This is a genomic window from Rhodobacter capsulatus (assembly GCF_052363185.1).
In the GTDB taxonomy this organism is placed as follows: Bacteria; Pseudomonadota; Alphaproteobacteria; order Rhodobacterales; family Rhodobacteraceae; genus Rhodobacter; species Rhodobacter capsulatus_E.
In genome coordinates, this window is record NZ_CP198955.1 from 1,860,206 (window position 1) to 1,886,152 (window position 25,947).

Below are 25,947 nucleotides of genomic sequence, written 5' to 3' on the forward strand. Positions count from 1 at the left end.
CCCCAGCTCCGGGGCGGGCAGGAATGACGATGGCGACGATCTACGGCACCGACGGAAACGACACTCTTAACGGCACCTGGTGGTCGGATACGATCCATGGCCGGGGCGGCGACGACCTGATCGCAGCTGGTGACGGCAGCGATTCCGTTCTGGGCGGGACCGGTCATGACACGATCAACGGCGGCGCCGGGAACGACACGTTGCTGGGCGAGGCCGGAAACGATTCGCTGTCGGGCGAGGCTGGCAAGGACAGCCTCCTGGGGGGCGATGGCAACGACAGCCTCTCTGGGGGGGCCGACAACGACACCTTGTCGGGCGATGCTGGCGACGACTCTCTGGATGGGGGTGACGGCGCCGACAGTGTCTTAGGGGGCGCGGGCAATGACACCTTGCACGGCGGGGCGGGCAATGACACGCTCTCGGGCGGGTCCGGCATGGATTATGCCGATTACGCCGATGCGTCCACCGGGGTTTCGGTCAATCTGGGCACCGGCACGGCGACCGGGGCGGGCACCGATGCGCTCAACGGCATCGACGGTATCTTCGGCTCGGCCTTTGCCGATACGCTGATCGGCTTCGACGGTCAGGCCACAAGCGGCGACGACATCTACACCAACGTCTTTTACGGCAATGGCGGCAATGACCTGCTGAGCGGGCTTGGCGGCGATGACAGCCTGTTTGGGGGCGATGACAACGACACGGTGCTGGGCGGGGCGGGCAACGACGTCGTTTCGGGCGATGCGGGCGATGACAGCCTGGAGGGCGGCAGCGGCAATGACACGCTGAGCGGTGGCGACGGCAACGATGTGGTGCTGGGCGGCGACGGCAACGATTCGATCAACACCGGGCTTGGCAATGACACGATCTACGGCGGGGCCGGGTCGGACACGATTTCGGTGGTCTCGGGCGGTCACACCACGATCATCGGCTCGGAAGATGCCGATGGCAGCGATGTCGACACGCTTTATGTGTTTCGCCACGCAATCGACTGGTCGCGCACCGTCATCACCGGCGAATCCGGCACGATCGTCTGGCTGAACGGCGCGACGACGACATTCGAGAATATCGAAAATGTCGAATTCGTCCGCAACGTGCCCTGTTTCACCCCCGGAACGCTGATCGAGACCAAGCGCGGCCGGGTGGCGGTGGAACGGCTGCGGCTGGGCGACCGGGTGCTGACGCGCGACAGCGGCTATCAGCCGATCCGCTGGATCGGGCGGCGGCGGCTTTCGGCGACGGATCTGGCGGCGGCGCCGCATCTGCAGCCGGTGCGGATCGGTGCGGGCGCCCTGGGCGAGGGCCTGCCCGAAACCGACATGCTGGTGAGCCCGCAGCACCGGATGCTGATCTCGGGCGCGCGGGCGGAATTGCTGTTCGGCGAGGCCGAGGTTCTGGCGGCCGCGCTGCACATGGTCGGCCAGCCCGGCATCGCGCGGGTGACGCGGCGCGAGGTCACCTATCTGCATCTGATGTTCGACGCGCATGAGATCATCCGCGCGAATGGCGCCTGGACCGAAAGCTTCCAGCCCGGGGATCAGACGCTCTCCAATCTTGATGCGCCGCAGCGGGCGGAATTGTTCGAGATTTTCCCCGATCTGGCCACCGGCGCGCAGGGCGGGCGCTGGACTGCGGCGCGGCGCGCGCTCAAGGCGCATGAGGTGCGGGTGCTGTTGCAGCCCGCCGCGGCCTGATCGCGCGAAACGAAAAAAGGCCGGATGCGATGCACCCGGCCACAGGAAGAGGCCGACAGGGGACTGCGGCGCTCGGGATCAGAAGGCCGAATATTGCGACGGCAGCGATTTGTGCGTGCCGGTCGGAGCAAGGCCGATATCGCGCAAAAGGTGATCGTCGAGGCGGGCCAGCGCCAGTCGGGCGCGGCGGTCATCGCGCCAACGGGCGACCGCGCCCAGCACGACCGCAAGCGGCGACTGCGCGGAACGACGCGACAGCGACGAGACGGGGTGGGACAGGCTGGTCATGGGGCACCTTTTCTGTATTGATACAATTCTATATTTGCTGGTAGGAAGAGATTACAATTCCCGCACAAGCGGCGCGAGGGAAACATTGTGACTGATACAAGTTGGAAACCCGACCTGCCGGTGCAATCCGGTCCGAAATATCTGGCGCTGGTGCGGGCGCTGCGCGAGGGCGTGCGGCGGGGCGATCTTTCGCCCGGATCGCGGCTGCCGACGGTGCGCGATCTGGCGTGGAAACTGGGGGTTACCCCCGGAACCGTGGCCCGCGCCTATCAGATTGCCACGCAGGAGGGGCTTCTGGAAGCCGCGGTGGGGCGCGGCACGTTTGTATCCACACAATCACGCCGGCTTGGCCCGACGGAATCGCTGTATCAACAGCCGCTCTCTGACCCTGCGGCGGATGGGGTGATCGACCTGCGCTCGCCGCAGCTGCCCGATGTCGGACAATCGGTGGTGCTGGCGCAGGCGATGGCCGATGCCGCGACCGAACTGGGCGAGCATTATCTGGAATATCCCGGCCTGCGCCGCGACCGCTATTGCCGCGAGGCGGCGCTGGACTGGTTTTCCCATTGCTCGCTGCATGGGCAGATCGGCGCCGATGATCTGGTGCTGACCCATGGCGGGCAGAACGGGATCAGTATTGTGCTGCAATGCTGTCTGCGCGGCGACCGGCCCGTGGTGCTGTGCGAGGAGCTGGCCTATCCGGGCTTTCGCCATGCCGCGCGGCTGAGCCGGGCCGAGGTGGTGCCGGTGAAACTCGATGAGGAGGGGATGATCCCCGAGGCGCTCGATGCCGCCTGTCGGCGCTACGGCGGGCAGGTGGTCTGCGTGACGCCCGATGCGCAGAACCCGACCACGGCGCGGATGTCGAACAAGCGCCGTCAGGCGATTGCGGAAGTTGCGCGCAAGCATGATCTGCAGATCATCGAGGACGATTGCTACACCGCCCCGGTGTCGGGGCTGGAGGCGATCCGGGTGATTGCGCCGGAACGGACCTGGCATGTGACCTCGCTTTCAAAGACGATCTCGGCGGGGATGCGCTTTGGCATCGTCATTGCCCCCGAGGGCATGGGCGAGGCCGGGCGGCTGACGGCGCAGCACAGCTTCTTCGGCCTGCCGCGGCCGGTGACCGACATCATCACCCGGCTTTTCACCAGTGGCGAGGCGATGCGGCTGCGCCATGCCGCGCAAGAGGTGATGAGCCGCCGTCTGCAGATGGTGGTGCAGGCGATGGAGGATCACGACATCGCCTGGCAGCCGGGGCTGAGCTTCGTCTGGCTGCGGCTGCCCACCGGCTGGCGGGCCTCGACCTTCGCCCGCATCGCCGAGGCCGAGGGGGTTCTGGTGCGCTCGGCCGATGAATATGTGCTGGCCGATGGCCATGCGCCGAATGCCGTGCGTTTCGCGCTGGCGGGCGGCGTGCCCGAGGACCGGCTGATGCGCGCCATCGCGAAGCTGCGGGTGTTGTTGGAGAATCCGCCCCGCGATCTGCCCGTCTGAGGCTGCACGTTCCGATTGCACAGCGGCAGTATTTCTGCCGTTTTGGCGGGCAGTCGCGGAAAATTTCAGGGATGCGGGGGCAGGGGGGCGCATCGTCCCCCTTTCCTCTGCCGAAACCTTGTGCAAATTTGTCCCAAACGCGCCTGAGACGCGCTGAGGGAGAATAGAATATGTCGGCATCTCCAACCCGGCGATGGGCGCGCTCGGAGGCGGCCAACGGCTGGCTGATGGCCAGTCCGACGCTGCTCTATGCCATGCTGCTGCTGGCCGCGCCTTTGGTGACGATTGTCGCCTATTCCTTCTTCAAGGACGGCTATCTGGTGGTGATCCACGAATTCACCACCCACAACTATATCGAGGCTTGGTCGGACCCGATCTTCCGCACCATCCTGCTGCGCTCGGTGCTGGTTTCGGCGCTGGTGACGCTGGTGACGGTGGTTCTGGCCTTTCCGATCGCCTATTTCATTTCCTTTGTCGTGCCCGCCTCGAACAAGTCGCGCTGGCTTTTCCTGATCACCATTCCGTTCTGGACCTCCTATCTGATCCGGGTGTTTCAGTGGAAGGTGATCCTGAACTTCAACGGCGTGGTGAACTCGACGCTGATGGGGCTGGGCATCATCGACAGCCCGTTGCAGATGCTCAATTCGGTCGGAGCCATCGCGATCACGCTGGCCCATGCCTATGCGCCTTTCGCGATCCTGCCCATCTTCGTCAGCCTGGAAAAGATCGACCGCTCGCTTCTGGAAGCCGGGCAGGATCTGGGCGAAAGTCGGCTGATGACATTCTGGCGGGTGACGCTGCCGCTGGCCATGCCGGGGGTGATCGGGGCGGTGATGATCGTTTTCATCCCGACCATCGGCGATTACGTCACGCCCGAACTCATTGGCGGCGGCAAGCTGCCGATGGTGGCGAACATGATCCAAAAGGACATGCTGAAGATCGACAACAAACCCCTTGGCGCGGCGGTGGCGGTTTCGGCCATGCTGGTCGTCGCGGCGGTGTCGCTGATCTTCCTCTTCCTCAACCGCCGCTTCCTGAGGGGGGGCAAATGAAGTTCTCCGGTCTGAGGGGCTATGCCTTTCTTTATCTGGCCTTCCTGTATGCGCCGATCGCGCTTCTGCCGGTCTTCGCCTTCAATGACGGCACGGTGATTGCCTTTCCGCTCAAGGGCTTCACGCTGAAATGGTTCGCCCAGCTCTTTGAAAATCAGACGCTCGCCGCGGCGCTGACGAATTCGCTGATCATCGCGGTCTCGACCTCGATCCTGGCGACGACGCTTGGCATCTTTGCCGCGCGCTCGGCCACGCGCTACAATTACCGCGGCAAGGCGGGGGCGATGGGGCTGATCATGCTGCCGCTGGTGCTGCCCGAGATCATCGTGGCGGTGTCGCTTCTGGTGGTGCTGCTGGCCATCGGGGTGCCGCTGTCGATCTTCACCGTGATCCTCGGCCATGTGCTGATTGCCACGCCCTATGCGATTGCGGTTCTGAACGCGGCCTTTTCCTCGCTGGATCGTTCGCTGGAAGAAGCCGCCTATGATCTGGGCGAAACGAAATGGTCCACCTTCCGGCTGATCATCCTGCCGCTGGTGACACCCGGCATCATTTCCGCGGCGTTGATGGCCTTCACCATTTCGCTCGATGAATTCATCATCGCCTTCTTCCTGGCGGGCGAGCAGACGACGCTGCCCACCTATATCTATTCGCAGCTGCGCTTTCCGAAACAGATCCCGATGATCATGGCGCTTGGCACCGTGCTGGTGGTCTGCTCGGTGGCGCTGCTGACCTTGGCCGAATATTTCCGCCGCCGCGGCATCGCGAAGACCGGCGCCAAAGACACTGGGGGGTTCCTGTGAGCCAGAACGTCATCACCGCGAAAGTGCCGCTTGAACAGCGCAAGAAGATGATCGAATTCGATCGGGTGCACAAATATTACGGCGATTACCACGCGTTGCGCGGTATCACCGCGACGATCCGCGAGGGCGAGTTCTTTTCGCTTCTGGGCCCCTCGGGCTGCGGCAAGACGACTTTGCTGCGCACCATCGCCGGGTTCGAGGATATTTCCTCGGGGGCGGTCTTGATCGACGGCAAGCACATGGAAGACGTGCCGCCGAACAAGCGCCCGACGAACATGGTGTTTCAAAGCTATGCGATCTTCCCGCATCTGAGCGTGGCGCAGAACGTGGGCTTCGGGCTGCGCCGCGATCCGCGCTCCGAGTCCGAGAAGGCGAAGGCGGTGGAAGAGGCGCTGGAGATGGTCGGCCTCAAGGGCTATGGCGCGCGGGCGGCGCATGCGCTTTCGGGCGGGCAGCGGCAGCGGGTGGCGCTGGCGCGGGCACTGATCCTCAAGCCCAAGGTGCTGCTGCTCGATGAGCCGCTTTCGGCGCTGGACAAGAAGATCCGCGAACAGATGCAGGTCGAGCTGATCAAGCTGCAGCGCGAGGTGGGGATCACCTTCGTTCTGGTGACGCATGATCAGGAAGAGGCGCTGGTGATGTCGGACCGGATCGCGGTGATGTTCGAGGGCGAGATCGCGCAGCTGGCCGATCCGGAAACGCTTTATCGCCGCCCGGCCTCGCGCCGGGTGGCGGATTTCATCGGCGTGATGAACTTCCTGCCCGCGCAGGTGCTGGGCGAGGGCGGCGGCCATGTCCAGCTGGAGGTGGCCGGACTGGGCGCGGTCGATGTGACCGACGAACAGGCCTCGGCCAAGCCCACGGGCGGCGCGGCGGCGGTGGGCTTCCGCCCCGAGACGCTGACGATCCTCTACGAGGGGCAGATGCCGCAGGATCGCGAATCCCCCGGCGTGATTGACGAGGTCGTCTATTACGGCGACATGACCTATTACGACGTGAAGCTCGACGGGGTGGAAACGCCGGTGCGGATCTCGATGCGCAACGTCTTCGGTCGCCCGGTGCTGGATGTGGGCACGCGCACGCGCGTCGCCTGGTCGCCCGGCGCGTTGGTGCTGTTTCGCTGACGGAAAAGGGGGGCTCTGCCCCCCTCTTTCATTCGTGCCGAATGAAATTCACCCCCCGGGATATTTGCACCAAGGTGAAAGCAAAGCCGGGAAGGCCCGTGTTTCACCTTGGTCCAAATATCCCGCTGGGGGTGAATTTGCGCAGCAAAGAGGGGGGCGCGAAGCCCCCCTTTTTCCGTCTTATTCCGAGCGCGAGGCGCGTTTGCGTTCATGCGGGTCCAGAAGCCGCTTGCGCAGCCGCACGATTTTCGGCGTCACCTCGACCAGTTCATCGTCGTCGATATAGGCGATGGCTTCTTCCAGGCTCATCCGCACCGGCGGCGTCAGGCGCACGGCCTCATCCGTGCCCGAGGCGCGGACGTTGGTCAGCTTCTTGCCCTTGAGCGGGTTCACTTCAAGGTCATTGTCGCGCGAATGCTCGCCGATGATCATGCCCTCGTAGATCTGTTCCTGCGCGCCGATGAAGAGCTTGCCGCGTTCTTCAAGGTTCCACAGCGCATAGGCGACCGAGACGCCGTTCTCCATCGAGATCAGCACGCCCTGACGACGGCCCTGGATCGGGCCCTTGTAGGGCGCCCAGCCGTGGAAGATGCGGTTCAACACGCCGTTGCCGCGGGTGTCGGTCATGAACTCGCCCTGATAGCCAATGAGCCCGCGCGAGGGCACATGGGCGACGATCCGGGTCTTGCCGTGACCGGCCGGGCGCATCTCGACCAGATCGCCCTTGCGCGGCCCGGTCAGTTTCTCGATCACCGCGCCCGAATAATCGTCATCGACATCGACGATGACCTCTTCGATCGGCTCCATGCGTTCGCCGTTTTCTTCGCGGAAAATCACGCGCGGGCGGGAAATCGAGAGCTCGAAGCCTTCGCGGCGCATGTTCTCGATCAAGACGCCCATCTGAAGTTCGCCGCGCCCCGAGACGACGAAAGCATCGCCGCCGGGCGTGTCCTCGACGCGGATCGCGACGTTCGTTTCGGCCTCCTTCATCAGCCGTTCGCGGATGACGCGCGATTGCACCTTGGTGCCGTCGCGGCCTGCAAGCGGGCTGTCGTTGATCCCGAAGGTGACCGAGATCGTCGGCGGATCAATCGGTTGCGAGGGGATCGCGGTGTCGATTTCGAGCGCGCAGAGCGTGTCGGCCACGGTCGCCTTGGTCATGCCCGCGATGGTGACGATGTCGCCCGCTTCGGCGAGGTCGATCGGCTGTTGCGTCAGGCCGCGGAAGGCGAGGATCTTGGTGCAGCGGAATTGCTCGATCCGCTCGCCGGTGCGCGAAAGCGCCTTGAGCGTGTCACCGACCTTGAGCCGCCCGGCCTCGACGCGGCCGGTCAGGATGCGACCGATGAACGGGTCGGCCGAAAGCGTGGTGGCGAGCATCTGGAAGGGCTCGTCGGCGCGGAATTCCTGTTTCGGGGGTTCGACATGTTCCAGGATCAGGTCGAAGAGCGCCGAGAGATCCTGCCGCGGCCCGTCAAGCTCGCGATCCGCCCAGCCGCCGATCCCCGAGGCATAGACATGCGGGAAATCGAGCTGCTCGTCGGTGGCGCCAAGGTTGGCGAACAGGTCGAAGACCTCGTTCAGGGCGCGGTCGGGCTCTGCCGCCGGTTTGTCAACCTTGTTCAGCACGACGATGGGCTTGAGGCCCAGCGCCAGCGCCTTGGACGTGACGAATTTCGTTTGCGGCATCGGGCCTTCGGCGGCATCGACGAGCAGGCAGACGCCATCGACCATCGACAGGATCCGTTCCACCTCGCCGCCGAAATCGGCGTGGCCGGGGGTGTCGACGATGTTGATCCGCGTGCCCTTCCATTCGACCGAGGTGCATTTGGCCAAAATGGTGATGCCGCGTTCGCGTTCGATGTCGTTTGAGTCCATCGCGCGTTCCGCGACGGCCTGATTTTCCCGGAATGCCCCGGATTGACCCAGCAGCTTGTCGACGAGGGTCGTCTTGCCGTGGTCAACGTGTGCGATGATCGCAATATTGCGAATGTCCATGAAGTCCGCCTGTTCGAGATTTGTGCTGCCCTTACGGGAAAAGCAGCCGTTTGGCCAGCAAGAACCGCGTCAGGGATGGCCTGCGGATGAAAACAGGTTGATGACGGCGATGCCCGCGATGATGAGCCCGATGCCGAAAAGCGCGGGCGCGTCGAGTTTTTGCTGAAAGATCAGCCAGCCCGAGGCGGTGATCAGCACGATGCCGACGCCCGACCAGAGCGCATAGGTGATGCCCAGCGGCAAGGTTTTCAGCACCAGCGTGAAGAACCAGAAGGCCACGCCGAAGCCGAAGATCACGCCCAGCGTCGGCCAGAGCCGGGTGAATTGCTGCGAGGCTTGCAGGCAGGTGGAGCCGAAAGTCTCGAAGAGCACCGCGATGAGAAGGTAGAGATAGGGTTTCATCACGACACGATATACCAGTCGCGGCGGTGGTTGAAGGCGATGACGAAGTTCAGAACGACGGCGCCCAGAAGCGACCAGCCGATCCGGTCGAGCGGCAGGATCAGGCTGGCGAGGGCGAAAAGGATCAGGTCATGGGCCAGTTGCACATGGCCCGCGCGCCAGCCGTAGCGGTCCTGCACGATCAGCGCGACGATCGAGACGCCGCCCAAGGTGCCGGAATGACGGAACAGGCCCAGCAGGCCGACGCCCGCCGAGACGCCGAAGAGCAGCGCTGCGGCGGCGGGGTGGATCGTGTCAAGGACAAGGACGGGTTTGAGCGCCTCGGCCAGGATCGAGACGAAGCTGACGGTGGCAAGCGATTTCAGGCAGAAGACCGGCCCGCGCGCCCACCAGGCCAGCGCGAAGAAGGGGATGTTGAGCCCGAAGAACAGCGCCGAGAAATTGAGCCCGGTGGCGTAGGACAGGATCAGCGCCGTGCCCGCGGTGCCGCCCGTCACCAGCCCCGCCGCGCGCAACAGGTGAATGCCCAGCGCGGCTTGCGCCGAGGCGAGGATGAGCCCCTGGGCATCCTCGAAGAGCGTGTAGCGGCGAGTTGGTATGTCAGCATTCATGACCTGAATTTATGGCAGGAATGCTGCCCTGTCAATCAGGTCGCGATATAGCGGTCGCGGCGGTGGTTCATCGCGATCACGATATTGATCACCAGCGCGCCCAAAGCCGAGATCGCGACGGTTTTCCAGTCGCGCAAGGTGAGGGCGAGGCCGAAGACGCAGGCGTCAAAGATCAACTGCGTCCAGCCGGCGCGAAAGCCGGTGCGGTCCTGCAGGTAAAGCGCCATGATGCCGACGCCGCCAAGGCTGGCGCCGTGGCGGAAAAGCGCAAGCAGGGCAGAGCCCGAGAGAAAGCCGAAAATCACCGCGCCGACGATCGGGTTGACATTGGCGAAGCTGACATAGCCGGGCAGGAAGGCCGCCAGCGCCGAGAGCGCCGCGACCGAAAGGAAGGTCTTGATCACGAAGGCCAGCCCCATGCGCCGGTAGCCGAACCAGTAAAAGGGGATGTTGATCGCGAAGAAGACCGGGCCGAAGCCCCAGCCGGTGGCGTAGCTGATCAGCACGGCCAGCCCCGCGGTCTGCCCGGTGACAAGGCCGAGATGGGTCAGCAGCACGATGCCGAAAGCGGCCATGGTCGTGCCATAGGCGATGCCCTGGACATCATCCAGCAGCGTGTGTTCGACGGGGTTTTCGGCGATGATTTCGGTCATGCGGGCTTTTCTCATGCGCCGCGGTCTCGGGCAAGGGGCTGTGGCGGCGCGGACACGGGCCGCGCCTGTTCCGCCCGGCGCGTGGCTTTTTTCTTGGCGCGACTCGGGGGCGCAGGCATCTTCCCCGCATCCGGCAATTCAGACAGGGAGGGCGGATCATGACGATTTATGCATCCAACCTCCGAACCGGTGGGCTCACTCGCGCTGCGGCAACCGCAGCCGCAGTCACTCGCACTCGCATTTTCGCGTAAGCCATCCGCCCCGGTGCCCTGCACCACGTCTGACCTTCGACCGGATCCCCCCAAGCCTGCGTCTGGCCCTTGGCCCGTTCCGGTCTTTTTCACCCAAACCAGAGGCCGGTTGCCGCGTGCACCGGAAAGGACATGACCAGAACCGACGACTTCGAGCTGTCGCTGAAACTCGATCTTGAAACGCTCTTGGCGGCCCATGGCCCGCGCCGGGTGCTGTTGGGCCTGATGGCCGCGCTTGTCACCCACCAGCGCAACCGGGGCCTTGCCGCGCGCTTTGCCGAGATGGACGATCATATGCGGCGCGATATCGGCCTGCCGCCGCGCGGGCCCGTGCCGCCGATGCCGCATTGGACGCATTTCGGCTTTTGACATGCAAAGCGCATTGCAAGGCATTGAAAAAGGGCCGGGAAATCCCGGCCCTTGCAGTTTCGAAAAGATGCCCGGGCTCAGCCCGCCAGCGCCTTGTTCAGATATTCGTCGACCTTTTCCAGATAGCCCATGGTGGTCAGCCACTTCTGATCGGGCCCGACGAGCAGCGAGAGATCCTTGGTCATGAAGCCGTCCTCGACCGTCTGCACGCAGACCTTTTCCAGCGTCTGCGCAAAATTCATCAGCGCCGCGTTGTCGTCGAGCTTCGCGCGATGCTTCAGACCGCCGGTCCAGGCGAAGATCGAGGCGATCGAGTTCGTCGAGGTCTCCTTGCCGGCCTGATGCTGGCGGTAGTGACGGGTGACGGTGCCATGCGCGGCCTCGGCCTCGACGATCTTGCCATCGGGCGTCATCAGCACCGAGGTCATCAGGCCCAGCGAGCCAAAGCCCTGCGCGACGGTGTCGGACTGCACGTCGCCATCGTAGTTCTTGCAGGCCCAGACATAGCCGCCCGACCATTTCAGCGCCGAAGCCACCATGTCGTCGATCAGACGGTGTTCGTAATGGATGCCCGCCGCCTTGAACTGATCGGCGAATTCTTCCTCGTAGACCTTCTGGAACAGATCCTTGAAGCGGCCGTCATAGGCCTTGAGGATGGTGTTCTTGGTGGACAGATACACCGGCCAGCCCTTGAGCAGCCCGTAGTTCATCGAGGACCGGGCGAAGTCGATGATCGACTGATCGAGGTTGTACATCCCCATCGCCACCCCGGCGGCGGGGGCGTCGAAGACGGTCTTTTCGATCACCGTTCCATCCTCGCCGACGAATTTCATCGTCAGCGTGCCCTTGCCCGGGAAGTGGAAATCGGTGGCGCGGTATTGATCGCCAAAGGCGTGACGGCCGATCACGATCGGCTGGGTCCAGCCCGGCACCAGACGCGGCACGTTCTTGCAGATGATCGGTTCGCGGAAAATCACGCCTCCGAGGATGTTGCGGATCGTGCCGTTCGGCGATTTCCACATCTGCTTGAGGTTGAATTCGGCGACGCGCGCCTCGTCGGGGGTGATCGTGGCGCATTTCACCGCCACGCCGACTTCTTTCGTTTTCAGCGCGGAATCGATGGTGATCTGGTCGTTGGTGCGGTCGCGTTCCTCGATGCCCAGATCGTAGTAGAGCAGGTCGACGTCGAGATAGGGCAGGATCAGCTTTTTCTTGATGAAATCCCAGATGATCCGGGTCATCTCGTCGCCGTCCATCTCGACGATGGGATTCGCTACCTTGATCTTCGACATTGGGCCCTCATGCCTTGGTGACTCGTTGCCGCTTTTTAGCGGGTTTTCGCGGGTTTGGCTAGCCTTGTATGCGATTGCATACCGATTTCGGGATCAGAACCCGCGGGCGTTGAACCAGGGGCGGATCTTCGCCTGCACCCAATCCCAGACGCCGGGCAGGCCGCGGGCGACCTTGGTGCCGACGCGGGCCTGAAGCTGGTCCCAGGTGACGTCATATTCAAGCCAGGAGCCGCCGCCCGAGAGCTGGTTCAAAAGCACCGGTTGCACCCGGTCGAGCGATTTCGCATAGATCGCCGTGGGGGTTTCGGCGGCTTCGAATTCTTCCCAAAGCGCATGAAGATCGTCACCCAAATCCTTGGGAAGAAGACCGAAAATGCGCCTGGCGGCCGCGGCCTCGGCGCTTTGGATTTCGGTCGAGCCATGGGCCGTGCCGCCCGCGGAATGGATCGGCACATCGCCCACGTCGATCTCGACCAGATCGTGGATCAGAAGCATCTTCACCGCCCGCAAGGGATCGACGCCGGGCGCCGCTTCCTCGGCCAGAACCAGCGCATAAAGCGCCAGCGTCCAGCTGTGCTCGGCCGAGTTTTCGCGCCGCGCGCCGTCGTGAATGGGCGTCGCGCGGGTCACCGATTTCAGCTTTTCCGCCTCGAGCAGGAAGGCGAAAAGCTGATCGAGACGTTCCGTCATTCCCCCCGCAGCGCCTTCAGCCGCGTCTCGAAGAAGTCGCGGCCGCGGTCGGCGGCCATATAGGCGCGGCAGGCGGTCATGAAGGCCTCCTGCATCGAGGGCGAGGAGGTGCCGATGTAATTGCCGACCTCCATGAACAGCCGGTCGGCCTTGTCGCCCCGATCGCGCTGCGCCGCGATCACGTCGCGGGCCAGCGCCTCGGCCAGCTCTTCGGTCAGCGCCATCTTACCGCGAGCCCTCGGTCAGGCGACGGCGGACATAGGTCTGCACCGACTCGATCATCGGTTTCATATGGGCCTCGTCATCCTTGAAGAAGTGATCGGCGCCTTCGATTTCCTGATGGGTGATGGTGATGCCCTTTTGCTCGCGCAGCTTGCCCACCAGCGTCGCCGTGTCCTTCGGCGGGGCGACGCGGTCGGCGCTGCCATTGATGATCAGACCGGAAGACGGGCAGGGCGCGAGGAACGAGAAATCGTAGATATTGGCCGGCGGCGCCACCGAAACGAAGCCGGTGATTTCCGGCCGCCGCATCAGCAGCTGCATGCCGATCCAGGCGCCAAAGGAAAAGCCCGCAACCCAGCAATGTTTTGAATTCGGGTTCATCGCCTGCAGATAATCGAGCGCCGAGGCCGCGTCGGAAAGCTCGCCGATGCCCTGATCATATTCGCCCTGGCTCCGCCCAACCCCGCGGAAATTGAAGCGCAGCACGGTAAACCCGAGCTTGTGGAACGCATAATGCAGATTATAGACAACGCGGTTGTTCATCGTGCCGCCATATTGCGGATCGGGATGCAGGATGATCGCGATCGGCGCATCGGGGGCGGGCTGCGGATGGTAACGGCCTTCGAGACGGCCCTCGGGGCCGGGGAAGATCACTTCGGGCATGTTCTCTCGCCTGCTGCAGCGTTCTCGGAGGATCTGCGGCGGTGCGCAATCTTGACGCTTTTACCGCGAGACCCTAGGACGAAAACGTCCCGGCACGATGCCGGGATTTCGGATGCAATCGAGTTAAGCGGCCCAAGGCGCGTCGTCAATGCTTCGCCGCAGTTTCGGCGGGGTTTCCGGTCTGCGCCGGGCCCTTGGACGGGGGGAGAGCATGAAACTTTCGACGAAAGGGCGCTATGCGATGGTCGCGCTGGTCGATCTGGCCACCGTCGGGCCGGGGCAGATGACCTCGCTGGCCGAAATCTCGAAGCGGCAGGATATTTCGCTGCCCTATCTCGAACAGCTTTTCGTGCGGCTGCGCCGGGCCGGGCTGGTCGCTTCGGTGCGCGGCCCGGGGGGCGGCTACAAGCTGGCAAGGACGCCCGCCGAGATCCGGATTTCCGAAGTCTTCGAGGCGGTCGACGAGACGGTCTCGGCGCTGCATGTGGGGGCGGGGGCCTCGGGCGGGGTGTCCGGGTCGCGGGCGCAGTCGCTGGCGAACCGGCTTTGGGAAAGCCTGTCGGCGCAGGTCTTCGTGTTCCTGCATCAGACGACGCTGGAAGATGTGGTGAAGAATGGTCTGAAGCCTTGCCCTGCGGTGCCAAGCCTGTTTTCAGTGGTGGATGACTGACCGTCGCCCCGAAGGCGGGCGTGGACAGGGCGTATTTGAGCCAAGAAGAAACGCATCGGCTTCTTCTTGGTCCAAATACGCCTCTGTCCTCGGAGGACGGGCGCAAGGACGGGGATTGGATGACACGGGCTTATCTCGACTGGAACGCGACGACGCCGCTGCGCCCCGAGGCGAAGGCGGCGATGGTTGCGGCGATGGAGGTGGTGGGCAATCCGTCTTCGGTCCATGCCGAGGGCCGCGCGGCCAAGGCCTTGATGGAAAAGGCCCGCGCGCAGGTGGCGGCGGCTTTGGGAGCCGAGGGGGCGGATATCGTCTTCACCTCGGGCGCGACCGAGGCGGCGGGTCTGGCGCTGGCCGGGCGGGGCTGTGCGGCGGCGGCCATCGAGCATGATGCGGTGGCGGCCTGGTGTGCCAATACGCTGCCGGTCGATGGATTCGGCCGGGTGGCGGTGACCGATCCGGGCCGCGCGACGCTGCAGCTGGCCAATTCCGAAACCGGGGTGATTCAGGATCTGCCTGAGGGGCTCTGGGCCGCCGACCTGACCCAGGCTTTCGGCAAGCTGCCCTTGGCTTTCAACTGGTTGGGCGTCACTTGCGGTTTCATTTCCGCCCACAAACTGGGCGGGCCGAAGGGGATCGGCGCCCTGGTGCTGCGCCGTGGCACGGAGATTGCGTCGGTTCTGAAAGGCGGCGGGCAGGAGATGGGGCGGCGCGCGGGCACGGAAAACCTCATCGGCATTGCCGGTTTCGGGGCCGCGGCCGAGGCGGCGGCGGCCGACTTGGCACGGGGCGTGTGGGCGGAAGTTGCGGAAATTAGAGATATTCTAAAAGAGGCACTGGAATTCCCGACGAAAGAAGTCTATTTTCCGGGTTGGGAGACGCCGGAAGGGGAAACGGCTGGGCGGCCGCAGGTTTTGCCCAACACGCTTTCGGTGATCGCCCCGGGCTGGAAGGGCGAGACTCAGGTGATGCGCATGGACCTTGCGGGATATGCGGTCTCGGCGGGATCGGCCTGTTCCTCGGGCAAGGTCCGCGCGAGCCGGGTGCTGCGCGCGATGGGCTGGTCCGAGGCGCAGGCGGGCTCTGCGATCCGGGTGTCGCTGGGGCCGGGGATTGGACGGGACGAGATCTTGCGCTTTGCCGAAGACTGGCGGGCCGCATATGAAAAGCACCGCGCAAGACACTGACGCGGAAGGGGAAAAGACGATGACGCAGGAACAGGATATCCGCGAAGGCGTGGACCGCGAGACGGTCGAGACGGTGCAGAACATGGGCTCCTACAAATACGGGTGGGAGACCGAGATCGAGATGGAATATGCGCCGAAGGGCATTTCCGAAGACATCGTGCGGCTGATTTCGGCGAAGAACGACGAGCCCGAATGGATGCTGGACTGGCGTCTGGAGGCCTATCGGCGCTGGGTCGAAATGGAGATGCCGGACTGGGCGCTGTTGAAGCTGCCCGAGATCGACTATCAGGATCTTTACTATTACGCCCGCCCGAAAAGCATGGTCGAAAAGCCGAAATCGCTGGACGAGGTCGATCCGAAGCTTCTGGCCACCTATGAAAAACTGGGCATTCCGCTGAAGGAGCAGATGATCCTGGCGGGGGTCGAGGGGGCGGAGAACATCGACCTCTCGAACAGGCAGGTGGCGGTGGATGCGGTGTTCGATTCCGTCTCGGTCGGCACCACCTTCAAGGAGAAGCTGGCCGAGGCCGGGGTGATCTTCTGTTCGATCTCGGAGGCGATCAAGGAGCATCCGGAGCTGGTGAAACAGTATCTGGGCTCGGTTGTGCCGCAGACCGACAACTTCTTTGCGACGCTCAATTGCGCGGTCTTTTCGGACGGGTCGTTCGTCTATGTGCCGCCGGGGACGCGCTGCCCGATGGAGCTCTCGACCTATTTCCGGATCAATGCGGAAAACACCGGGCAGTTCGAACGCACGCTGATCATCTGCGACAAGGGCGCCTATGTGAGCTACCTTGAGGGCTGCACGGCGCCGAAACGGGACACCGCGCAACTCCATGCCGCCGTTGTGGAAATCGTCGTTCTGGAAGATGCCGAGGTGAAATATTCCACGGTGCAGAACTGGTTCCCCGGCGACGAGGAGGGCAAGGGCGGCATCTACAACTTCGTCACCAAGCGGGCGGATTGCCGCGGCGCGCGGGCGAAGGTGATGTGGACCAAGGTGGAGACCGGCTCGGCGATCACCTGGAAATACCCGTCCTGCATCCTGCGCGGCGACGAGTCTCAGGGCGAGTTCTATTCGATCGCCATCGCCAACAATTTCCAGCAGGCCGATACCGGCACGAAGATGGTGCATCTGGGCAAGAATACCCGAAGCCGCATCGTTTCCAAGGGGATTTCGGCGGGGCAGGCGCAGAACACCTATCGCGGGCTGGTGTCCATGCATCCGCGGGCGAAGAATTCGCGCAATTACACGCAATGCGACAGCCTGCTGATCGGCGACAAATGCGGCGCCCATACCGTGCCCTATATCGAGGTGAAGAACAACTCGAGCCGGGTCGAGCACGAGGCGACGACCTCCAAGGTCGATGACGATCAGCTGTTCTATTGCCGCGCCCGGGGCGTGGGCGAGGAAGAGGCGGTGGCGCTGGTGGTGAACGGCTTCTGCCGCGAGGTGCTGCAGGCGCTGCCGATGGAATTCGCGATGGAGGCGCAAAGCCTGGTTGCGATCAGCCTTGAAGGCTCGGTGGGCTGAGGATGGCGGCGATGCCCCAAAAGATCGAACGGCCGAAACTGACCCTGCCCGAGGCAGAGGCGGAGGCCCTTGCGGCTGCCTATGCCGCGGCCGGGGTGATCCTGGAATATGGCTCGGGCGGATCGACGGCGCTGGCGGCCGAGATGCCCGGCAAGGTGGTCTTTTCGGTCGAAAGCGATGCCGACTGGCTGGCGATGATGCGCAGCTGGTTCGATGCCCACCCGCCGAAAGCGCGGCTGGTGCTGCATCACGGCGATGTCGGGCCGACCAAGGAATGGGGTGCGCCGAAGGACACGGCCGCTTTCCGGCAATGGCCCGCCTATCCGATCGGGGTCTGGGACCGGCCCGATTTCGTGCACCCCGATCTGGTGCTGATCGACGGCCGTTTCCGCGCCGCCTGTTTCCTGACCACTTTGTTCCGGATCACCCGGCCCGTGACCGTGCTTTGGGATGATTATACGCTGCGTCCGGGCTATCACCTGATGGAAAGCTTCTGCCCGCCCACCCGCACGATCGGGCGCATGGCCGAATTCCAGCTGACCCCGACACCCGTCCCGGCCGAGAAACTCGGTCTCATCCTTTCCACCTATCTGCGCCCGAACTGACCCGGCGCCGCTGACCGCAAGGACGAAAAAATGCTTGAAATCAAAAACCTGCACGTCAAACTTGAAGAAGGCGAAAAGGTCATTCTGAAGGGGATGGACCTGACGGTCGACACGGGCAAGGTGCATGCGATCATGGGGCCGAACGGCTCCGGCAAATCGACGATGAGCTATGTGCTGGCGGGCCGTCCGGGCTATACCGTCACCGCGGGCTCGGCGAAGCTGCAGGGGCAGGAGCTGCTGGAGATGGAGCCCGAGGCGCGGGCGGCGGCGGGTCTCTTCCTTGCCTTCCAATATCCGGTCGAGATCCCGGGCGTGGGCAACATGACCTTCCTGCGCACCGCGCTGAATGCGCAGCGCAAGGCGCGGGGCGAGGATGAGCTGTCGGCGGGCGAATTCCTGAAACTGGTGCGCGACAAGGCGAAATCGCTGAAGATCGACGCCGAGATGCTGAAGCGTCCGGTCAATGTCGGCTTCTCGGGCGGGGAAAAGAAGCGCAACGAGATCCTGCAGATGGCCATGCTGGAACCGAAGATGTGCATCCTGGACGAGACCGACTCGGGGCTGGATGTCGATGCGATGCGTCTGGTGTCGGAGGGGGTGAATGCGCTGCGCTCCGAAGGGCGCAGCTTCCTTGTGATCACACACTATCAGCGGCTTCTGGATCACATCCAGCCCGATGTCGTGCATATCATGGCCGATGGCCGCATCCTGCAGACCGGCGGCCCCGATCTGGCCCGCGAGGTCGAGAAGAACGGCTATGCCGAGATCCTCGCGGCGCATGGGCTGACGGAGGCGAAGTGATGGCGACGAAAGAGGAAATCGTTGCAGCGCGGGTTGCGGGCCTCGCCGCGGGGCCGGGTCTGGCCGGGCCGCGGGCAGCGGCGCGGGCGCGTCTGACGGCGATGGGCCTGCCCGGACGGCGCGACGAATACTGGCGCTGGACCGATCCGGCGGCGCTGAATGCGGTCACACCGGCGGCGGCGACAGCGGCCGAGGAGGACGAGGCCCCGCTTTTCGATGCGCTCGACCGGCTGAAGATCGTCTTCGTCGATGGTGTCTTCGATGCGGCGGCCTCGGACGATCTGACGCTGTCCGGGGTCGAAATCGCCCGGATTGCCGATAAGACCCCGGGCTGGGCCGAAGCGCTTTACGGCACGCTGGAGACTGCGGGGCAAAATCCGGTGCAACGGCCCTTTGCCGCGCTGAACACGGCGCAGGCGACAGATGGCGTGCTGATCCGGGTGACGGCTGCGGCCGCAAAACCGATCAATCTGATTTATGTCCATAAATCAGAGCTTTCCGATCCGATCCTGCATCATCTTGTTTGCCTTGACCCGGGGGCGGAACTGACGCTTCTGGAAACCGGCCCGGCCGGGGCGCGGTTCAACAAGGTGATGGAGGTCGATGTCGGTGCAGGCGCCCGCTTTCATCACATCCGCGCGCAGGGCCCCGACAGCGAGCGCCGCGCCGTGACCCACATCTTCGCCCGGGTCGCCGAAAAGGCGCTCTTCAAAAGCTTTACGCTGACCGTCAACGGCGCGCTGACCCGCAACGAAGCGGTAATCGAGATTATCGGCAATGATGCGGTGGCCCATGTCGCCGGTGCCGCGCTTGGCGACGGGGCGACGGGCGCCTTCCTGCATGATGACACCGTTTTCGTCACCCATGCGGGGCTGCGCTGCGAAAGCCGTCAGGTGTTCAAGAAAGTGCTGAAACACGGCGCCATCGGCACGTTTCAGGGCAAGATCCTGGTCAAACCCGGCGCGCAGAAGACCGACGGCTATCAGATCAGCCAGTCGCTTCTGCTCGATGACGACAGCCAGTTCCTTGCCAAGCCCGAACTCGAGATCTATGCCGATGACGTGAAATGCTCGCATGGCTCGACCACCGGGGCGATCGACGAGACGGCACTCTTTTATCTGCGCTCGCGCGGGGTGCCGGAGGACGAGGCCAAGGGCTTGCTGGTCCTGTCCTTCCTTGCCGATGCCATCGACGAGATCGAGGATGCGGGGCTGAAAGACGAGATCGTCGCGCGGCTGGAAACCTGGCTTTCGCGGCACAGGGACTAAGGGGAAGAACATGGCCGCGGTCGAAGACATCCTGCGCAGCTACCGGCGTCCGCGCGTGGTGATCCGGGAGCATCTGGCCCGGGGGCGGGCGGAACCGCGGCTGTTCAGCTTTCTGTTCGCCGCGCTGCTGATGATGTTCGTGGCGCAATGGCCCGCGATGGCGCGGCAGCATTTCCAGACCCCCGATGTGCCGATGCCGGGGCTGCTTCTGGGCACGGCGCTGGCGCTGGCGGCGACAACGCCGTTCTTTTACGCGCTGGCCTTTCTGGTCACCCAGATCACCCGGCTGTTTCGCGGCCGCGGCGATGGCTATGGCGGGCGGCTGGCACTGTTCTGGGCGCTGTTTGCGGTCTCGCCGCTGATGCTGCTGCAGGGGCTGACCCAGGGCATGATCGGCCCCGGCCCGCAGGCGAATGCGGTGGCGGTCGTTGTCTTTGCCGCTTTCGTCCTGATCTGGGGCGCGGGCCTGCGGGTGACCCAGTTCGAGGGCCGCCCATGAGCCTGTCGCTTTATCTGGCGCTGGTGCGGCTGAGCTTTTCCGATCCGGTCGCGGCGGCGGCGCAGGTGACGCGACTTCTGGGCCGCCCGGCGGCGCGCTGGCTGGCTTTCGGGGCGGTGATCGCGGTGGGGGCGGCGCTGGGATTGCTGAGCGAGATCCTGTTCTCGCTGGTCACCGGGATGGATCTGGGTCCGATCGTCTCGCCCTTCCTGATGGCGGCGATTCAGGGCGGGCTGCTGCTCTATTCCGCGGCGGCGATGGCGTTTTTCGGCCGTCAGTTCGGCGGGCGTGGCGGGTTCGATGCCGCTTTCGCGCTGATGATCTGGATTCAGGCGATCATGGTTGGCGCGCAGGTGGTGCAGGCCCTGGTGATGCTGCTTTTCCCGATCGTGGGCGTGCTGATGACGCTGATGCTGTTCGGGGTGCTGTTGTGGCTGATCACGCTTTTCACCGCGGCGTTGCACGGGTTCGAAAATCTGCTGCTGACCGGCGCTGCGGTGCTGGTGGTCTTCTTCGGGTCGGCGATGCTGATCGGCTCGGTTCTTCTGGCAACGGGCCTGAGCCCGATCCTGCTGACGGAAAGCTGAAAGGGTCAAGATGTATGACGTTGCACGGGTCCGCGCCGATTTCCCGATCCTGTCGCGGCAGGTGAACGGCAAGCCGCTCGTCTATCTGGACAATGGCGCCTCGGCGCAAAAACCGGCCTGCGTGATCGAGGCGATGACGCAGATGTACACGCAGGATTATGCCAACGTTCACAGGGGCTTGCACACCCTTTCGAATATCTCGACCGACCGCTACGAAGCTGTGCGCGGCATCATCGCCCGGTTTCTGGGCGCCCCTTCCGAGGAAGAGATCGTCTTCACCACCGGCTCGACCGAGGGGATCAACCTGGTCTCTTACGCCTGGGCCGCGCCGCGGCTGCAGCCGGGCGACGAGATCGTGCTGTCGATCATGGAGCATCACGCCAATATCGTGCCTTGGCATTTCCTGCGCGAACGGCAAGGCGTGGTGCTGAAATGGGTCGAGATCGAGCCCGACGGCAGCCTGCCCGCGGAAAAGGTGCTGGAAGCGATCGGTCCGCGCACGAAACTGGTGGCGATCACCCAGATGTCGAACGTGCTGGGCACGGCGGTCGATGTGAAGACGATCTGCGCGGGCGCCCGTGAGAGGGGCGTGCCGGTGCTGGTCGATGGTTCGCAGGGCTCGGTGCATGCGCCGGTCGATGTCGCCGATCTGGGCTGCGATTTCTACGCCATCACCGGGCACAAGCTTTATGGGCCAAGCGGTTCAGGGGCGATCTTCATCCGGCGCGAGCGGATGGCGGAGATGCGCCCCTTTCTGGGCGGGGGCGACATGATCGCCACCGTCACGCGCGACACCGTCACCTACAACACGCCGCCGATGAAATTCGAGGCGGGAACGCCCGGCATCGTGCAGCAGGTGGGCCTTGGCGTCGCGCTTGACTATCTGATGCGCCTTGGCATGGAGAACGTCGCCGCGCATGAGGCCGCCTTGCGCGCCTATGCCGAGGCGAAGTTCAAGGGCCTGAACTGGCTGCATATTCAGGGCAACGCCAAGGACAAGGGGGCGATCTTTTCGATGACCCTTGATGGTCCGGCCCATGCGCATGACATATCGACGATTCTCGACAAGCGCGGCGTTGCGGTGCGGGCGGGGACGCATTGCGCCATGCCGCTGATGGCGCATCTGGGGCTGAATGCGACGGCGCGGGCCTCGTTTGGGCTTTACAACACGACCGAAGAGGTCGATGCGCTGGTCTCGGCGCTGGAACTTTGTCACGAGCTTCTGGCCTGAGCAAACTCGGGCAAGAAAAACCGGTCAAAGCGGTTGCAGCCCGCAAGCCTTTCGGGTATGAACCGCGCACGCTGCACCCGTAGCTCAGCTGGATAGAGTACTGCCCTCCGAAGGCAGGGGTCACAGGTTCGAATCCTGTCGGGTGCGCCAGATCTTCTCCAAACAAACGTCGCAAAGATACCTTTTGCGCAGAGTTTTCCCCCGCTGCGGAAGCGGGGTAACCTCTTGCCGCAAAACAAAAAAGCGCCGCTGTGCGGCGCTTTGTCCCATGAGTTTTCCTCAGCCCCTCGGACGGGTCTTCAGCCGCGCCAGGTGCGGACATCGCCGCAATCCATATGCACGAAATCCGAGCGGGAATAGCGCCCGACCCCGCCCGCCCGGCAGGAGGCGGCGGCGGCATAGACCTGCGACACCGAGCGCGATTTCATCCGCAGATCCGCCGCCATGCCGCGCATGTGCAGCGAATTGCGCGCAACCCCGCCCGAGCGCGCGCGCAGCATCGCATTCGTCGCGGGCGACCGGTAGCCCGACAGCAGCATATAGGGCTCGGAGGTGTCGAGAAGACGATGCGAGGCGGCGGCAATGTCGATGGTGCGCGGGTCGATCGTCTTGACGTCATTGGTGCGCCAGTCGCGCATGAACCGGGTGATTTCCTTCAGCGCCTCGGGGATATATTCGCCCTCGATCCAGTAGATCGTGTCGAGGCTTTCGCCGGTGCGGCCGGAATACATGTGAATGCGGCGGATATCGCCCGCGCCGCGCAGGAACCCGAATGCGTTGGAGGCCGTCGGTGCCGCCACCACAAGCGTGGCGGCAAAGGCCGCAAGAAGCCCGCGACGAGAAGTCGTGATCGTGCCCATATCGGTTCGCCTGTCCCTCGGTCTGTGCCGTCTGAAGTTTGCGGCTTAACCCGGATTTAACCGGATTCCGTGGCGAAGTTATGGCACGAAGCGACTCGTGTTTCAAATTGTCATTGTTTGACGGGTAGGGAAAACCGGACCTCTCGGCGATTTCTTGCCGGACGCGGCACGGGCATGGGCGCGGGCATGGGGCCGGGGTCTCTGTGGCGCGTTTGCATCTGTCGCGGCCGCGCGGCGTTCAAACATCGGGGGAAACCGCCTGCAGGGTGGACTTGGCCGGGGTTTTCCCACAGGGTCAGGCCTGATTTTCTGTGGCGGGGACAGAATGACGGGATCTTGTTTCGGTGTCGGGCGGGCCGCCCTTGTTGCGCTGATGATGGCCGGCGGGGGGGTGACGCCCGGCGTTTTCGCCGTTCCGGCGCAGGCGCAGGTGATTTCGGGCTTTGCCCAGGCCGTGGCCGAAACCGCCGCTGCCGACCCGGGCCTTGCCGCCTTTTACGCCGCGCAGGGCTATGCGCCGCTGTGGACCACCGCCGAGGCGGAAGCGCGGCGGGGGGCATTCCTTGCGGCGCTGGATCAGGCCGATGCCAATGGCCTGCCCGTGGCGCGCTATGACGCCGAGGCGCTGCGCGCCCGTTTTGCCAGCATTGAAACCGAGCGCGAGCGCGGCCAGCTCGAGGCGGCGATGTCGCTGGCCTATCTTGCCTGGGCGCGCGACATCTCCTCGGGGGCGCTTGAGCCGAAAAAGGTCGATGCCGGGATCGTGCGCGAGATCCGCCGCCCCGATCCGCAGGCGCTGTTGACCGGATTGGTCCGCAGCCCGGCCCCGGCGCGGTTTCTGCGCGATCTGGCGCCGAAAACGCCGCGCTATGCGGCGCTGGTCAAGGCGCGGCTCGATCTGCGGGCCGAGATCGCGGCGGGCGGCTGGGGGCCGCAGGTGGCGGCAAAGCGGCTTGGCCCGGGCGACAGCGGCCCGGCGGTGGTGGCGCTGCGCGACCGGCTGATCCGCATGGGCTATCTGGGCCGCTCGGTCAGCGCGACCTATGATGGCGCGCTGCAAAAGGCGGTGCAGAGCTATCAGCTTGATCAGGGGCTCAAGGCCGATGGCGTCGCGGGCGAGGGGACGCTGGCCGAGATCAACCGCCCCCCCGAAGAGCGGATGAAAGCGATCCTTGTCGCAATGGAGCGGCTGCGCTGGATGAACGGCCTGGATCTGGGCAAGCGGCACATCTGGGTGAACCTGCCCGATTTCAGCGCCCGCATCGTCGATGACGGCAAGATGAGCTTCGAGACGGTGACCGTGGTCGGCATGAACCAGGGCGACCGCCGCACGCCGGAATTTTCCGACGTGATGGAGATGATGGTGATCAATCCGAGCTGGTCGGTGCCGCGCTCGATCACCGTCAAGGAATATCTGCCGATGATGCAGCGCAATCCGGGCGCGGCGGGGCATATCCAGCTGATCGACAGCCGGGGCCGGGCGGTGTCGCGCGCTTCGGTGAATTTCGCCGCCTATAACGCGCGCAACTTCCCCTTTGCGATGCGTCAGCCGCCCTCGAACGGCAATGCGCTGGGGCTGGTGAAATTCCTCTTCCCCAATCCCTACAACATCTATCTGCATGATACGCCGTCGAAATCCCTGTTCCAGAAAGAGGTCCGCGCCTTCAGCCATGGCTGCATCCGGGTCGGGCGGCCCTTTGATCTGGCCTATGCGCTGCTTGCCGCGCAGGAGGCCGACCCCGAGGGCTATTTCCAGTCGGTGCTGAAGACCGGCGCCGAAACCACGGTGAAGCTGCGCGATCCGGTGCCGGTGCATCTGGTCTATTTCACCGCCTTCCCGAATGCCCAGGGCCGGATCGAATATCGCGACGATGTCTACGGGCGGGATGCCGCGCTCTTTGCCGCTTTGGACAAGGCGGGGGTGGCATTGGCGCCGCTGACGAATTAAATCGGGGGCGAGGCGCGGCACGGCGCCAGTCAACGAGAGGCTTGATCCATGGCGCAAACGGTCGAAACCATAGCGCGGGCGCTGGCGGCGCGGGCGGAGGGCGATCTGTCCCTGCCGATCGAGGGCGCCTCGGAGCCGCAATCGGCAGGCCCGCGTCAGATCGCGCTGGCGATGAGTGCGAAATACCTTCCCGGTCTGGCGGCCGGCCAGGCGCTGGCGGCGATCCTGCCCGAGGGCACGGATTGGCAGGCTTTGGGGCTGAAGGCGGCGATCTTTGTGGCGCGGCCGCGGCTCGCCATGGCGGGGCTGTCGAAAGCCTTCGATCCGGGCCCCGAGATTACGCCCGGCATTCATCCGACCGCGGTGATCGACCCCACGGCCGAGATCGGCGCAGGCGCGGCCATCGGCCCCTTTGTCGTCATCGGCCGCGGGGTTCGGATCGGTGAGGGCGCGCGGATCGCGGCCCATGCCTGCATTTCCGAGGATGTGAAGATCGGCGAGGAAGCCCTTGTTCTGCAAGGCGTAAAGATTGGTGCGCGGGTGGTGGTGGGCGATCGGTTCATCGCCCAGCCCGGCGCGGTGGTGGGGGCGGACGGGTTTTCCTTTGTCACGCCGGAAAAATCCGGGGTCGAGGAAATCCGCGAGACGCTTGGCCAGCGCGAGGCGATCACCGAACAAAGCTGGACCCGGATTCACAGCCTTGGCACCGTCGTCATCGGCGATGATGTCGAGCTTGGCGCGAATGTCTGCATCGACCGGGGCACGGTGCGGGCGACGATGATCGGCTCGGGCACCAAGCTCGACAATCTTGTCCACATCGGCCACAATGTGCAGATCGGTCGCGACTGTCTTTTGTGCGGTCAGGTCGGCATCGCGGGCTCGTCGCGCATCGGCGACCGGGTGGTGCTGGGCGGCCAATGCGGGGTGAACGACAATATCTTTGTTGGCGATGACGTGATCGCGGGTGGCGCCACCAAGATCTTCACCAATGCGCCCGCGGGGCGGGTGCTGCTGGGCTATCCGGCGGTGAAGATGGAAACCCATGTCGAAGCCTGGAAGAACATCCGCCGTCTGCCGCGACTCTTTGCGCAAATGGCCGAACTTCGGGAAACTGTTACAAATCTCACGCAGAAGAAGGGCACGGAGTAACA

At 64.2% G+C, this 25,947-nt stretch carries 27 protein-coding genes and 1 tRNA gene; 18 read left to right on the forward strand and 10 right to left on the reverse strand.

The window, feature by feature from the left end; translation table 11 throughout:
- Positions 1 to 29: 29 nt before the first annotated feature.
- On the forward strand, positions 30 to 1,691 hold the full coding sequence (locus ACTTAG_RS09175) for a Hint domain-containing protein (RefSeq protein WP_444462037.1): 1,662 nt from the start codon (positions 30 to 32) through the stop codon (positions 1,689 to 1,691).
- A gap of 78 nt (positions 1,692 to 1,769) precedes the next feature.
- On the opposite strand, the gene ACTTAG_RS09180 is transcribed toward ACTTAG_RS09175, so the two are convergent.
- Positions 1,770 to 1,979 (reverse strand): DUF1127 domain-containing protein, encoded by a 210-nt coding sequence (locus ACTTAG_RS09180; RefSeq protein WP_444462038.1) that lies wholly within the window; start codon positions 1,977 to 1,979, stop codon positions 1,770 to 1,772.
- 87 nt (positions 1,980 to 2,066) lie between these two features.
- On the opposite strand from ACTTAG_RS09180, the gene ACTTAG_RS09185 reads away from it, so the two are divergent.
- The 4 genes from ACTTAG_RS09185 to ACTTAG_RS09200 all read left to right on the forward strand — a co-directional run bounded on the left by ACTTAG_RS09185 (position 2,067) and on the right by ACTTAG_RS09200 (position 6,455).
- Positions 2,067 to 3,476, forward strand: coding sequence for an aminotransferase-like domain-containing protein (locus ACTTAG_RS09185; protein WP_444462039.1), 1,410 nt, complete (start codon positions 2,067 to 2,069; stop codon positions 3,474 to 3,476).
- A gap of 170 nt (positions 3,477 to 3,646) precedes the next feature.
- Positions 3,647 to 4,528 (forward strand): ABC transporter permease, encoded by an 882-nt coding sequence (locus ACTTAG_RS09190; RefSeq protein ID WP_444462040.1) that lies wholly within the window; start codon positions 3,647 to 3,649, stop codon positions 4,526 to 4,528.
- Positions 4,525 to 5,331: an ABC transporter permease gene (locus ACTTAG_RS09195; RefSeq protein ID WP_444462041.1), complete on the forward strand. Its 807-nt coding sequence runs from the start codon at positions 4,525 to 4,527 to the stop codon at positions 5,329 to 5,331. Before ACTTAG_RS09190 ends, ACTTAG_RS09195 begins: the two co-directional genes overlap by 4 nt.
- Positions 5,332 to 5,378: 47 nt before the next feature.
- Positions 5,379 to 6,455 (forward strand): ABC transporter ATP-binding protein, encoded by a 1,077-nt coding sequence (locus ACTTAG_RS09200; RefSeq protein ID WP_444465225.1) that lies wholly within the window; start codon positions 5,379 to 5,381, stop codon positions 6,453 to 6,455.
- A gap of 180 nt (positions 6,456 to 6,635) precedes the next feature.
- On the opposite strand, the gene typA is transcribed toward ACTTAG_RS09200, so the two are convergent.
- The 4 genes from typA to ACTTAG_RS09220 form a co-directional block, all read right to left on the reverse strand.
- Positions 6,636 to 8,453: a translational GTPase TypA gene (gene typA / locus ACTTAG_RS09205; RefSeq protein ID WP_444462042.1), complete on the reverse strand. Its 1,818-nt coding sequence runs from the start codon at positions 8,451 to 8,453 to the stop codon at positions 6,636 to 6,638.
- Positions 8,454 to 8,522: 69 nt separating this feature from the next.
- Entirely contained in the window at positions 8,523 to 8,855 is a 333-nt protein-coding gene (locus ACTTAG_RS09210) for a DMT family transporter (protein WP_444462043.1), read from the reverse strand.
- Complete coding sequence (locus ACTTAG_RS09215) at positions 8,855 to 9,466, reverse strand: YitT family protein (protein WP_444462044.1); 612 nt, start codon at positions 9,464 to 9,466, stop codon at positions 8,855 to 8,857. The genes ACTTAG_RS09210 and ACTTAG_RS09215 overlap by 1 nt, the downstream gene beginning before the upstream one ends.
- A 35-nt stretch (positions 9,467 to 9,501) precedes the next feature.
- Complete coding sequence (locus ACTTAG_RS09220; RefSeq protein WP_444462045.1) at positions 9,502 to 10,119, reverse strand: YitT family protein; 618 nt, start codon at positions 10,117 to 10,119, stop codon at positions 9,502 to 9,504.
- A gap of 383 nt (positions 10,120 to 10,502) precedes the next feature.
- Between ACTTAG_RS09220 and ACTTAG_RS09225 the strand changes: the two genes are divergently transcribed.
- On the forward strand, positions 10,503 to 10,739 hold the full coding sequence (locus tag ACTTAG_RS09225; protein ID WP_444462046.1) for a hypothetical protein: 237 nt from the start codon (positions 10,503 to 10,505) through the stop codon (positions 10,737 to 10,739).
- 77 nt (positions 10,740 to 10,816) lie between these two features.
- On the opposite strand, the gene ACTTAG_RS09230 is transcribed toward ACTTAG_RS09225, so the two are convergent.
- The 4 genes from ACTTAG_RS09230 to ACTTAG_RS09245 all read right to left on the reverse strand — a co-directional run bounded on the left by ACTTAG_RS09230 (position 10,817) and on the right by ACTTAG_RS09245 (position 13,606).
- The gene (locus ACTTAG_RS09230; protein WP_444462047.1) at positions 10,817 to 12,031 is read right to left on the reverse strand and encodes an NADP-dependent isocitrate dehydrogenase; all 1,215 of its coding nucleotides are present in this window, start codon (positions 12,029 to 12,031) and stop codon (positions 10,817 to 10,819) included.
- A 93-nt stretch (positions 12,032 to 12,124) separates the two neighbouring features.
- Positions 12,125 to 12,721 carry an HD domain-containing protein gene (locus tag ACTTAG_RS09235; RefSeq protein WP_444462048.1) on the reverse strand — a complete coding sequence of 199 codons (597 nt, stop codon included), beginning with the start codon at positions 12,719 to 12,721 and terminating at the stop codon, positions 12,125 to 12,127.
- A complete protein-coding gene (locus ACTTAG_RS09240) occupies positions 12,718 to 12,945 on the reverse strand; it encodes a hypothetical protein (protein ID WP_444462049.1) in 228 nt (75 codons plus the stop codon). Before ACTTAG_RS09240 ends, ACTTAG_RS09235 begins: the two co-directional genes overlap by 4 nt.
- A gap of 1 nt (position 12,946) precedes the next feature.
- A complete protein-coding gene (locus ACTTAG_RS09245; protein ID WP_444462050.1) occupies positions 12,947 to 13,606 on the reverse strand; it encodes an alpha/beta hydrolase in 660 nt (219 codons plus the stop codon).
- 211 nt (positions 13,607 to 13,817) lie between these two features.
- On the opposite strand from ACTTAG_RS09245, the gene ACTTAG_RS09250 reads away from it, so the two are divergent.
- The 10 genes from ACTTAG_RS09250 to ACTTAG_RS09295 all read left to right on the forward strand — a co-directional run bounded on the left by ACTTAG_RS09250 (position 13,818) and on the right by ACTTAG_RS09295 (position 22,138).
- The gene (locus tag ACTTAG_RS09250; protein WP_444462051.1) at positions 13,818 to 14,276 is read left to right on the forward strand and encodes an RrF2 family transcriptional regulator; all 459 of its coding nucleotides are present in this window, start codon (positions 13,818 to 13,820) and stop codon (positions 14,274 to 14,276) included.
- 119 nt (positions 14,277 to 14,395) lie between these two features.
- Entirely contained in the window at positions 14,396 to 15,463 is a 1,068-nt protein-coding gene (locus ACTTAG_RS09255; RefSeq protein WP_444462052.1) for a cysteine desulfurase family protein, read from the forward strand.
- A gap of 19 nt (positions 15,464 to 15,482) precedes the next feature.
- A complete protein-coding gene (gene sufB / locus ACTTAG_RS09260; protein ID WP_444462053.1) occupies positions 15,483 to 16,997 on the forward strand; it encodes a Fe-S cluster assembly protein SufB in 1,515 nt (504 codons plus the stop codon).
- A gap of 11 nt (positions 16,998 to 17,008) precedes the next feature.
- Positions 17,009 to 17,602: a hypothetical protein gene (locus tag ACTTAG_RS09265; protein WP_444462054.1), complete on the forward strand. Its 594-nt coding sequence runs from the start codon at positions 17,009 to 17,011 to the stop codon at positions 17,600 to 17,602.
- A 30-nt stretch (positions 17,603 to 17,632) separates the two neighbouring features.
- Positions 17,633 to 18,403: a Fe-S cluster assembly ATPase SufC gene (gene sufC, locus ACTTAG_RS09270; protein WP_444462055.1), complete on the forward strand. Its 771-nt coding sequence runs from the start codon at positions 17,633 to 17,635 to the stop codon at positions 18,401 to 18,403.
- Positions 18,403 to 19,671, forward strand: a complete 1,269-nt coding sequence (locus ACTTAG_RS09275; protein WP_444462056.1) for a SufB/SufD family protein — start codon at positions 18,403 to 18,405, stop codon at positions 19,669 to 19,671. The genes sufC and ACTTAG_RS09275 overlap by 1 nt, the downstream gene beginning before the upstream one ends.
- Positions 19,672 to 19,681: 10 nt before the next feature.
- Positions 19,682 to 20,170, forward strand: coding sequence for a YIP1 family protein (locus ACTTAG_RS09280; RefSeq protein WP_444462057.1), 489 nt, complete (start codon positions 19,682 to 19,684; stop codon positions 20,168 to 20,170).
- Positions 20,167 to 20,757: a YIP1 family protein gene (locus tag ACTTAG_RS09285; RefSeq protein ID WP_444462058.1), complete on the forward strand. Its 591-nt coding sequence runs from the start codon at positions 20,167 to 20,169 to the stop codon at positions 20,755 to 20,757. The genes ACTTAG_RS09280 and ACTTAG_RS09285 overlap by 4 nt, the downstream gene beginning before the upstream one ends.
- A 10-nt stretch (positions 20,758 to 20,767) precedes the next feature.
- Positions 20,768 to 21,988 carry a cysteine desulfurase gene (locus tag ACTTAG_RS09290; protein WP_444462059.1) on the forward strand — a complete coding sequence of 407 codons (1,221 nt, stop codon included), beginning with the start codon at positions 20,768 to 20,770 and terminating at the stop codon, positions 21,986 to 21,988.
- 73 nt (positions 21,989 to 22,061) lie between these two features.
- Positions 22,062 to 22,138, forward strand: a tRNA-Arg gene (locus tag ACTTAG_RS09295).
- 149 nt (positions 22,139 to 22,287) lie between these two features.
- Here the strand turns inward: ACTTAG_RS09295 and ACTTAG_RS09300 are convergent.
- Positions 22,288 to 22,848 carry a YcbK family protein gene (locus ACTTAG_RS09300; RefSeq protein WP_444462060.1) on the reverse strand — a complete coding sequence of 187 codons (561 nt, stop codon included), beginning with the start codon at positions 22,846 to 22,848 and terminating at the stop codon, positions 22,288 to 22,290.
- Positions 22,849 to 23,173: 325 nt separating this feature from the next.
- Between ACTTAG_RS09300 and ACTTAG_RS09305 the strand changes: the two genes are divergently transcribed.
- Together ACTTAG_RS09305 and lpxD are read left to right on the forward strand one after the other, a co-directional pair.
- Positions 23,174 to 24,796, forward strand: coding sequence for a L,D-transpeptidase family protein (locus ACTTAG_RS09305; RefSeq protein ID WP_444462061.1), 1,623 nt, complete (start codon positions 23,174 to 23,176; stop codon positions 24,794 to 24,796).
- Between the two features lie 48 nt (positions 24,797 to 24,844).
- On the forward strand, positions 24,845 to 25,945 hold the full coding sequence (gene lpxD, locus ACTTAG_RS09310) for a UDP-3-O-(3-hydroxymyristoyl)glucosamine N-acyltransferase (RefSeq protein ID WP_444462062.1): 1,101 nt from the start codon (positions 24,845 to 24,847) through the stop codon (positions 25,943 to 25,945).
- Positions 25,946 to 25,947: the final 2 nt, after the last annotated feature.

Bases quoted from the DNA above. Each gene is read 5' to 3' on its own strand.
- ACTTAG_RS09255 (WP_444462052.1), top strand. From the start codon at position 14,396: ATGACACGGGCTTATCTCGACTGGAACGCGACGACGCCGCTGCGCCCC.
- ACTTAG_RS09215 (WP_444462044.1), bottom strand. From the start codon at position 9,466: ATGAATGCTGACATACCAACTCGCCGCTACACGCTCTTCGAGGATGCC.
- lpxD (WP_444462062.1), top strand. From the start codon at position 24,845: ATGGCGCAAACGGTCGAAACCATAGCGCGGGCGCTGGCGGCGCGGGCG.
- ACTTAG_RS09195 (WP_444462041.1), top strand. From the start codon at position 4,525: ATGAAGTTCTCCGGTCTGAGGGGCTATGCCTTTCTTTATCTGGCCTTC.
- ACTTAG_RS09290 (WP_444462059.1), top strand. From the start codon at position 20,768: ATGTATGACGTTGCACGGGTCCGCGCCGATTTCCCGATCCTGTCGCGG.
- ACTTAG_RS09210 (WP_444462043.1), bottom strand. From the start codon at position 8,855: ATGAAACCCTATCTCTACCTTCTCATCGCGGTGCTCTTCGAGACTTTC.
- sufB (WP_444462053.1), top strand. From the start codon at position 15,483: ATGACGCAGGAACAGGATATCCGCGAAGGCGTGGACCGCGAGACGGTC.
- ACTTAG_RS09220 (WP_444462045.1), bottom strand. From the start codon at position 10,119: ATGACCGAAATCATCGCCGAAAACCCCGTCGAACACACGCTGCTGGAT.
- ACTTAG_RS09250 (WP_444462051.1), top strand. From the start codon at position 13,818: ATGAAACTTTCGACGAAAGGGCGCTATGCGATGGTCGCGCTGGTCGAT.
- ACTTAG_RS09180 (WP_444462038.1), bottom strand. From the start codon at position 1,979: ATGACCAGCCTGTCCCACCCCGTCTCGTCGCTGTCGCGTCGTTCCGCG.
- ACTTAG_RS09240 (WP_444462049.1), bottom strand. From the start codon at position 12,945: ATGGCGCTGACCGAAGAGCTGGCCGAGGCGCTGGCCCGCGACGTGATC.
- ACTTAG_RS09175 (WP_444462037.1), top strand. From the start codon at position 30: ATGGCGACGATCTACGGCACCGACGGAAACGACACTCTTAACGGCACC.
- ACTTAG_RS09225 (WP_444462046.1), top strand. From the start codon at position 10,503: ATGACCAGAACCGACGACTTCGAGCTGTCGCTGAAACTCGATCTTGAA.
- ACTTAG_RS09305 (WP_444462061.1), top strand. From the start codon at position 23,174: ATGACGGGATCTTGTTTCGGTGTCGGGCGGGCCGCCCTTGTTGCGCTG.
- ACTTAG_RS09235 (WP_444462048.1), bottom strand. From the start codon at position 12,721: ATGACGGAACGTCTCGATCAGCTTTTCGCCTTCCTGCTCGAGGCGGAA.
- ACTTAG_RS09230 (WP_444462047.1), bottom strand. From the start codon at position 12,031: ATGTCGAAGATCAAGGTAGCGAATCCCATCGTCGAGATGGACGGCGAC.
- ACTTAG_RS09280 (WP_444462057.1), top strand. From the start codon at position 19,682: ATGGCCGCGGTCGAAGACATCCTGCGCAGCTACCGGCGTCCGCGCGTG.
- ACTTAG_RS09200 (WP_444465225.1), top strand. From the start codon at position 5,379: ATGATCGAATTCGATCGGGTGCACAAATATTACGGCGATTACCACGCG.
- typA (WP_444462042.1), bottom strand. From the start codon at position 8,453: ATGGACATTCGCAATATTGCGATCATCGCACACGTTGACCACGGCAAG.
- ACTTAG_RS09285 (WP_444462058.1), top strand. From the start codon at position 20,167: ATGAGCCTGTCGCTTTATCTGGCGCTGGTGCGGCTGAGCTTTTCCGAT.
- ACTTAG_RS09265 (WP_444462054.1), top strand. From the start codon at position 17,009: ATGCCCCAAAAGATCGAACGGCCGAAACTGACCCTGCCCGAGGCAGAG.
- ACTTAG_RS09190 (WP_444462040.1), top strand. From the start codon at position 3,647: ATGTCGGCATCTCCAACCCGGCGATGGGCGCGCTCGGAGGCGGCCAAC.
- ACTTAG_RS09300 (WP_444462060.1), bottom strand. From the start codon at position 22,848: ATGGGCACGATCACGACTTCTCGTCGCGGGCTTCTTGCGGCCTTTGCC.
- sufC (WP_444462055.1), top strand. From the start codon at position 17,633: ATGCTTGAAATCAAAAACCTGCACGTCAAACTTGAAGAAGGCGAAAAG.
- ACTTAG_RS09275 (WP_444462056.1), top strand. From the start codon at position 18,403: ATGGCGACGAAAGAGGAAATCGTTGCAGCGCGGGTTGCGGGCCTCGCC.
- ACTTAG_RS09245 (WP_444462050.1), bottom strand. From the start codon at position 13,606: ATGCCCGAAGTGATCTTCCCCGGCCCCGAGGGCCGTCTCGAAGGCCGT.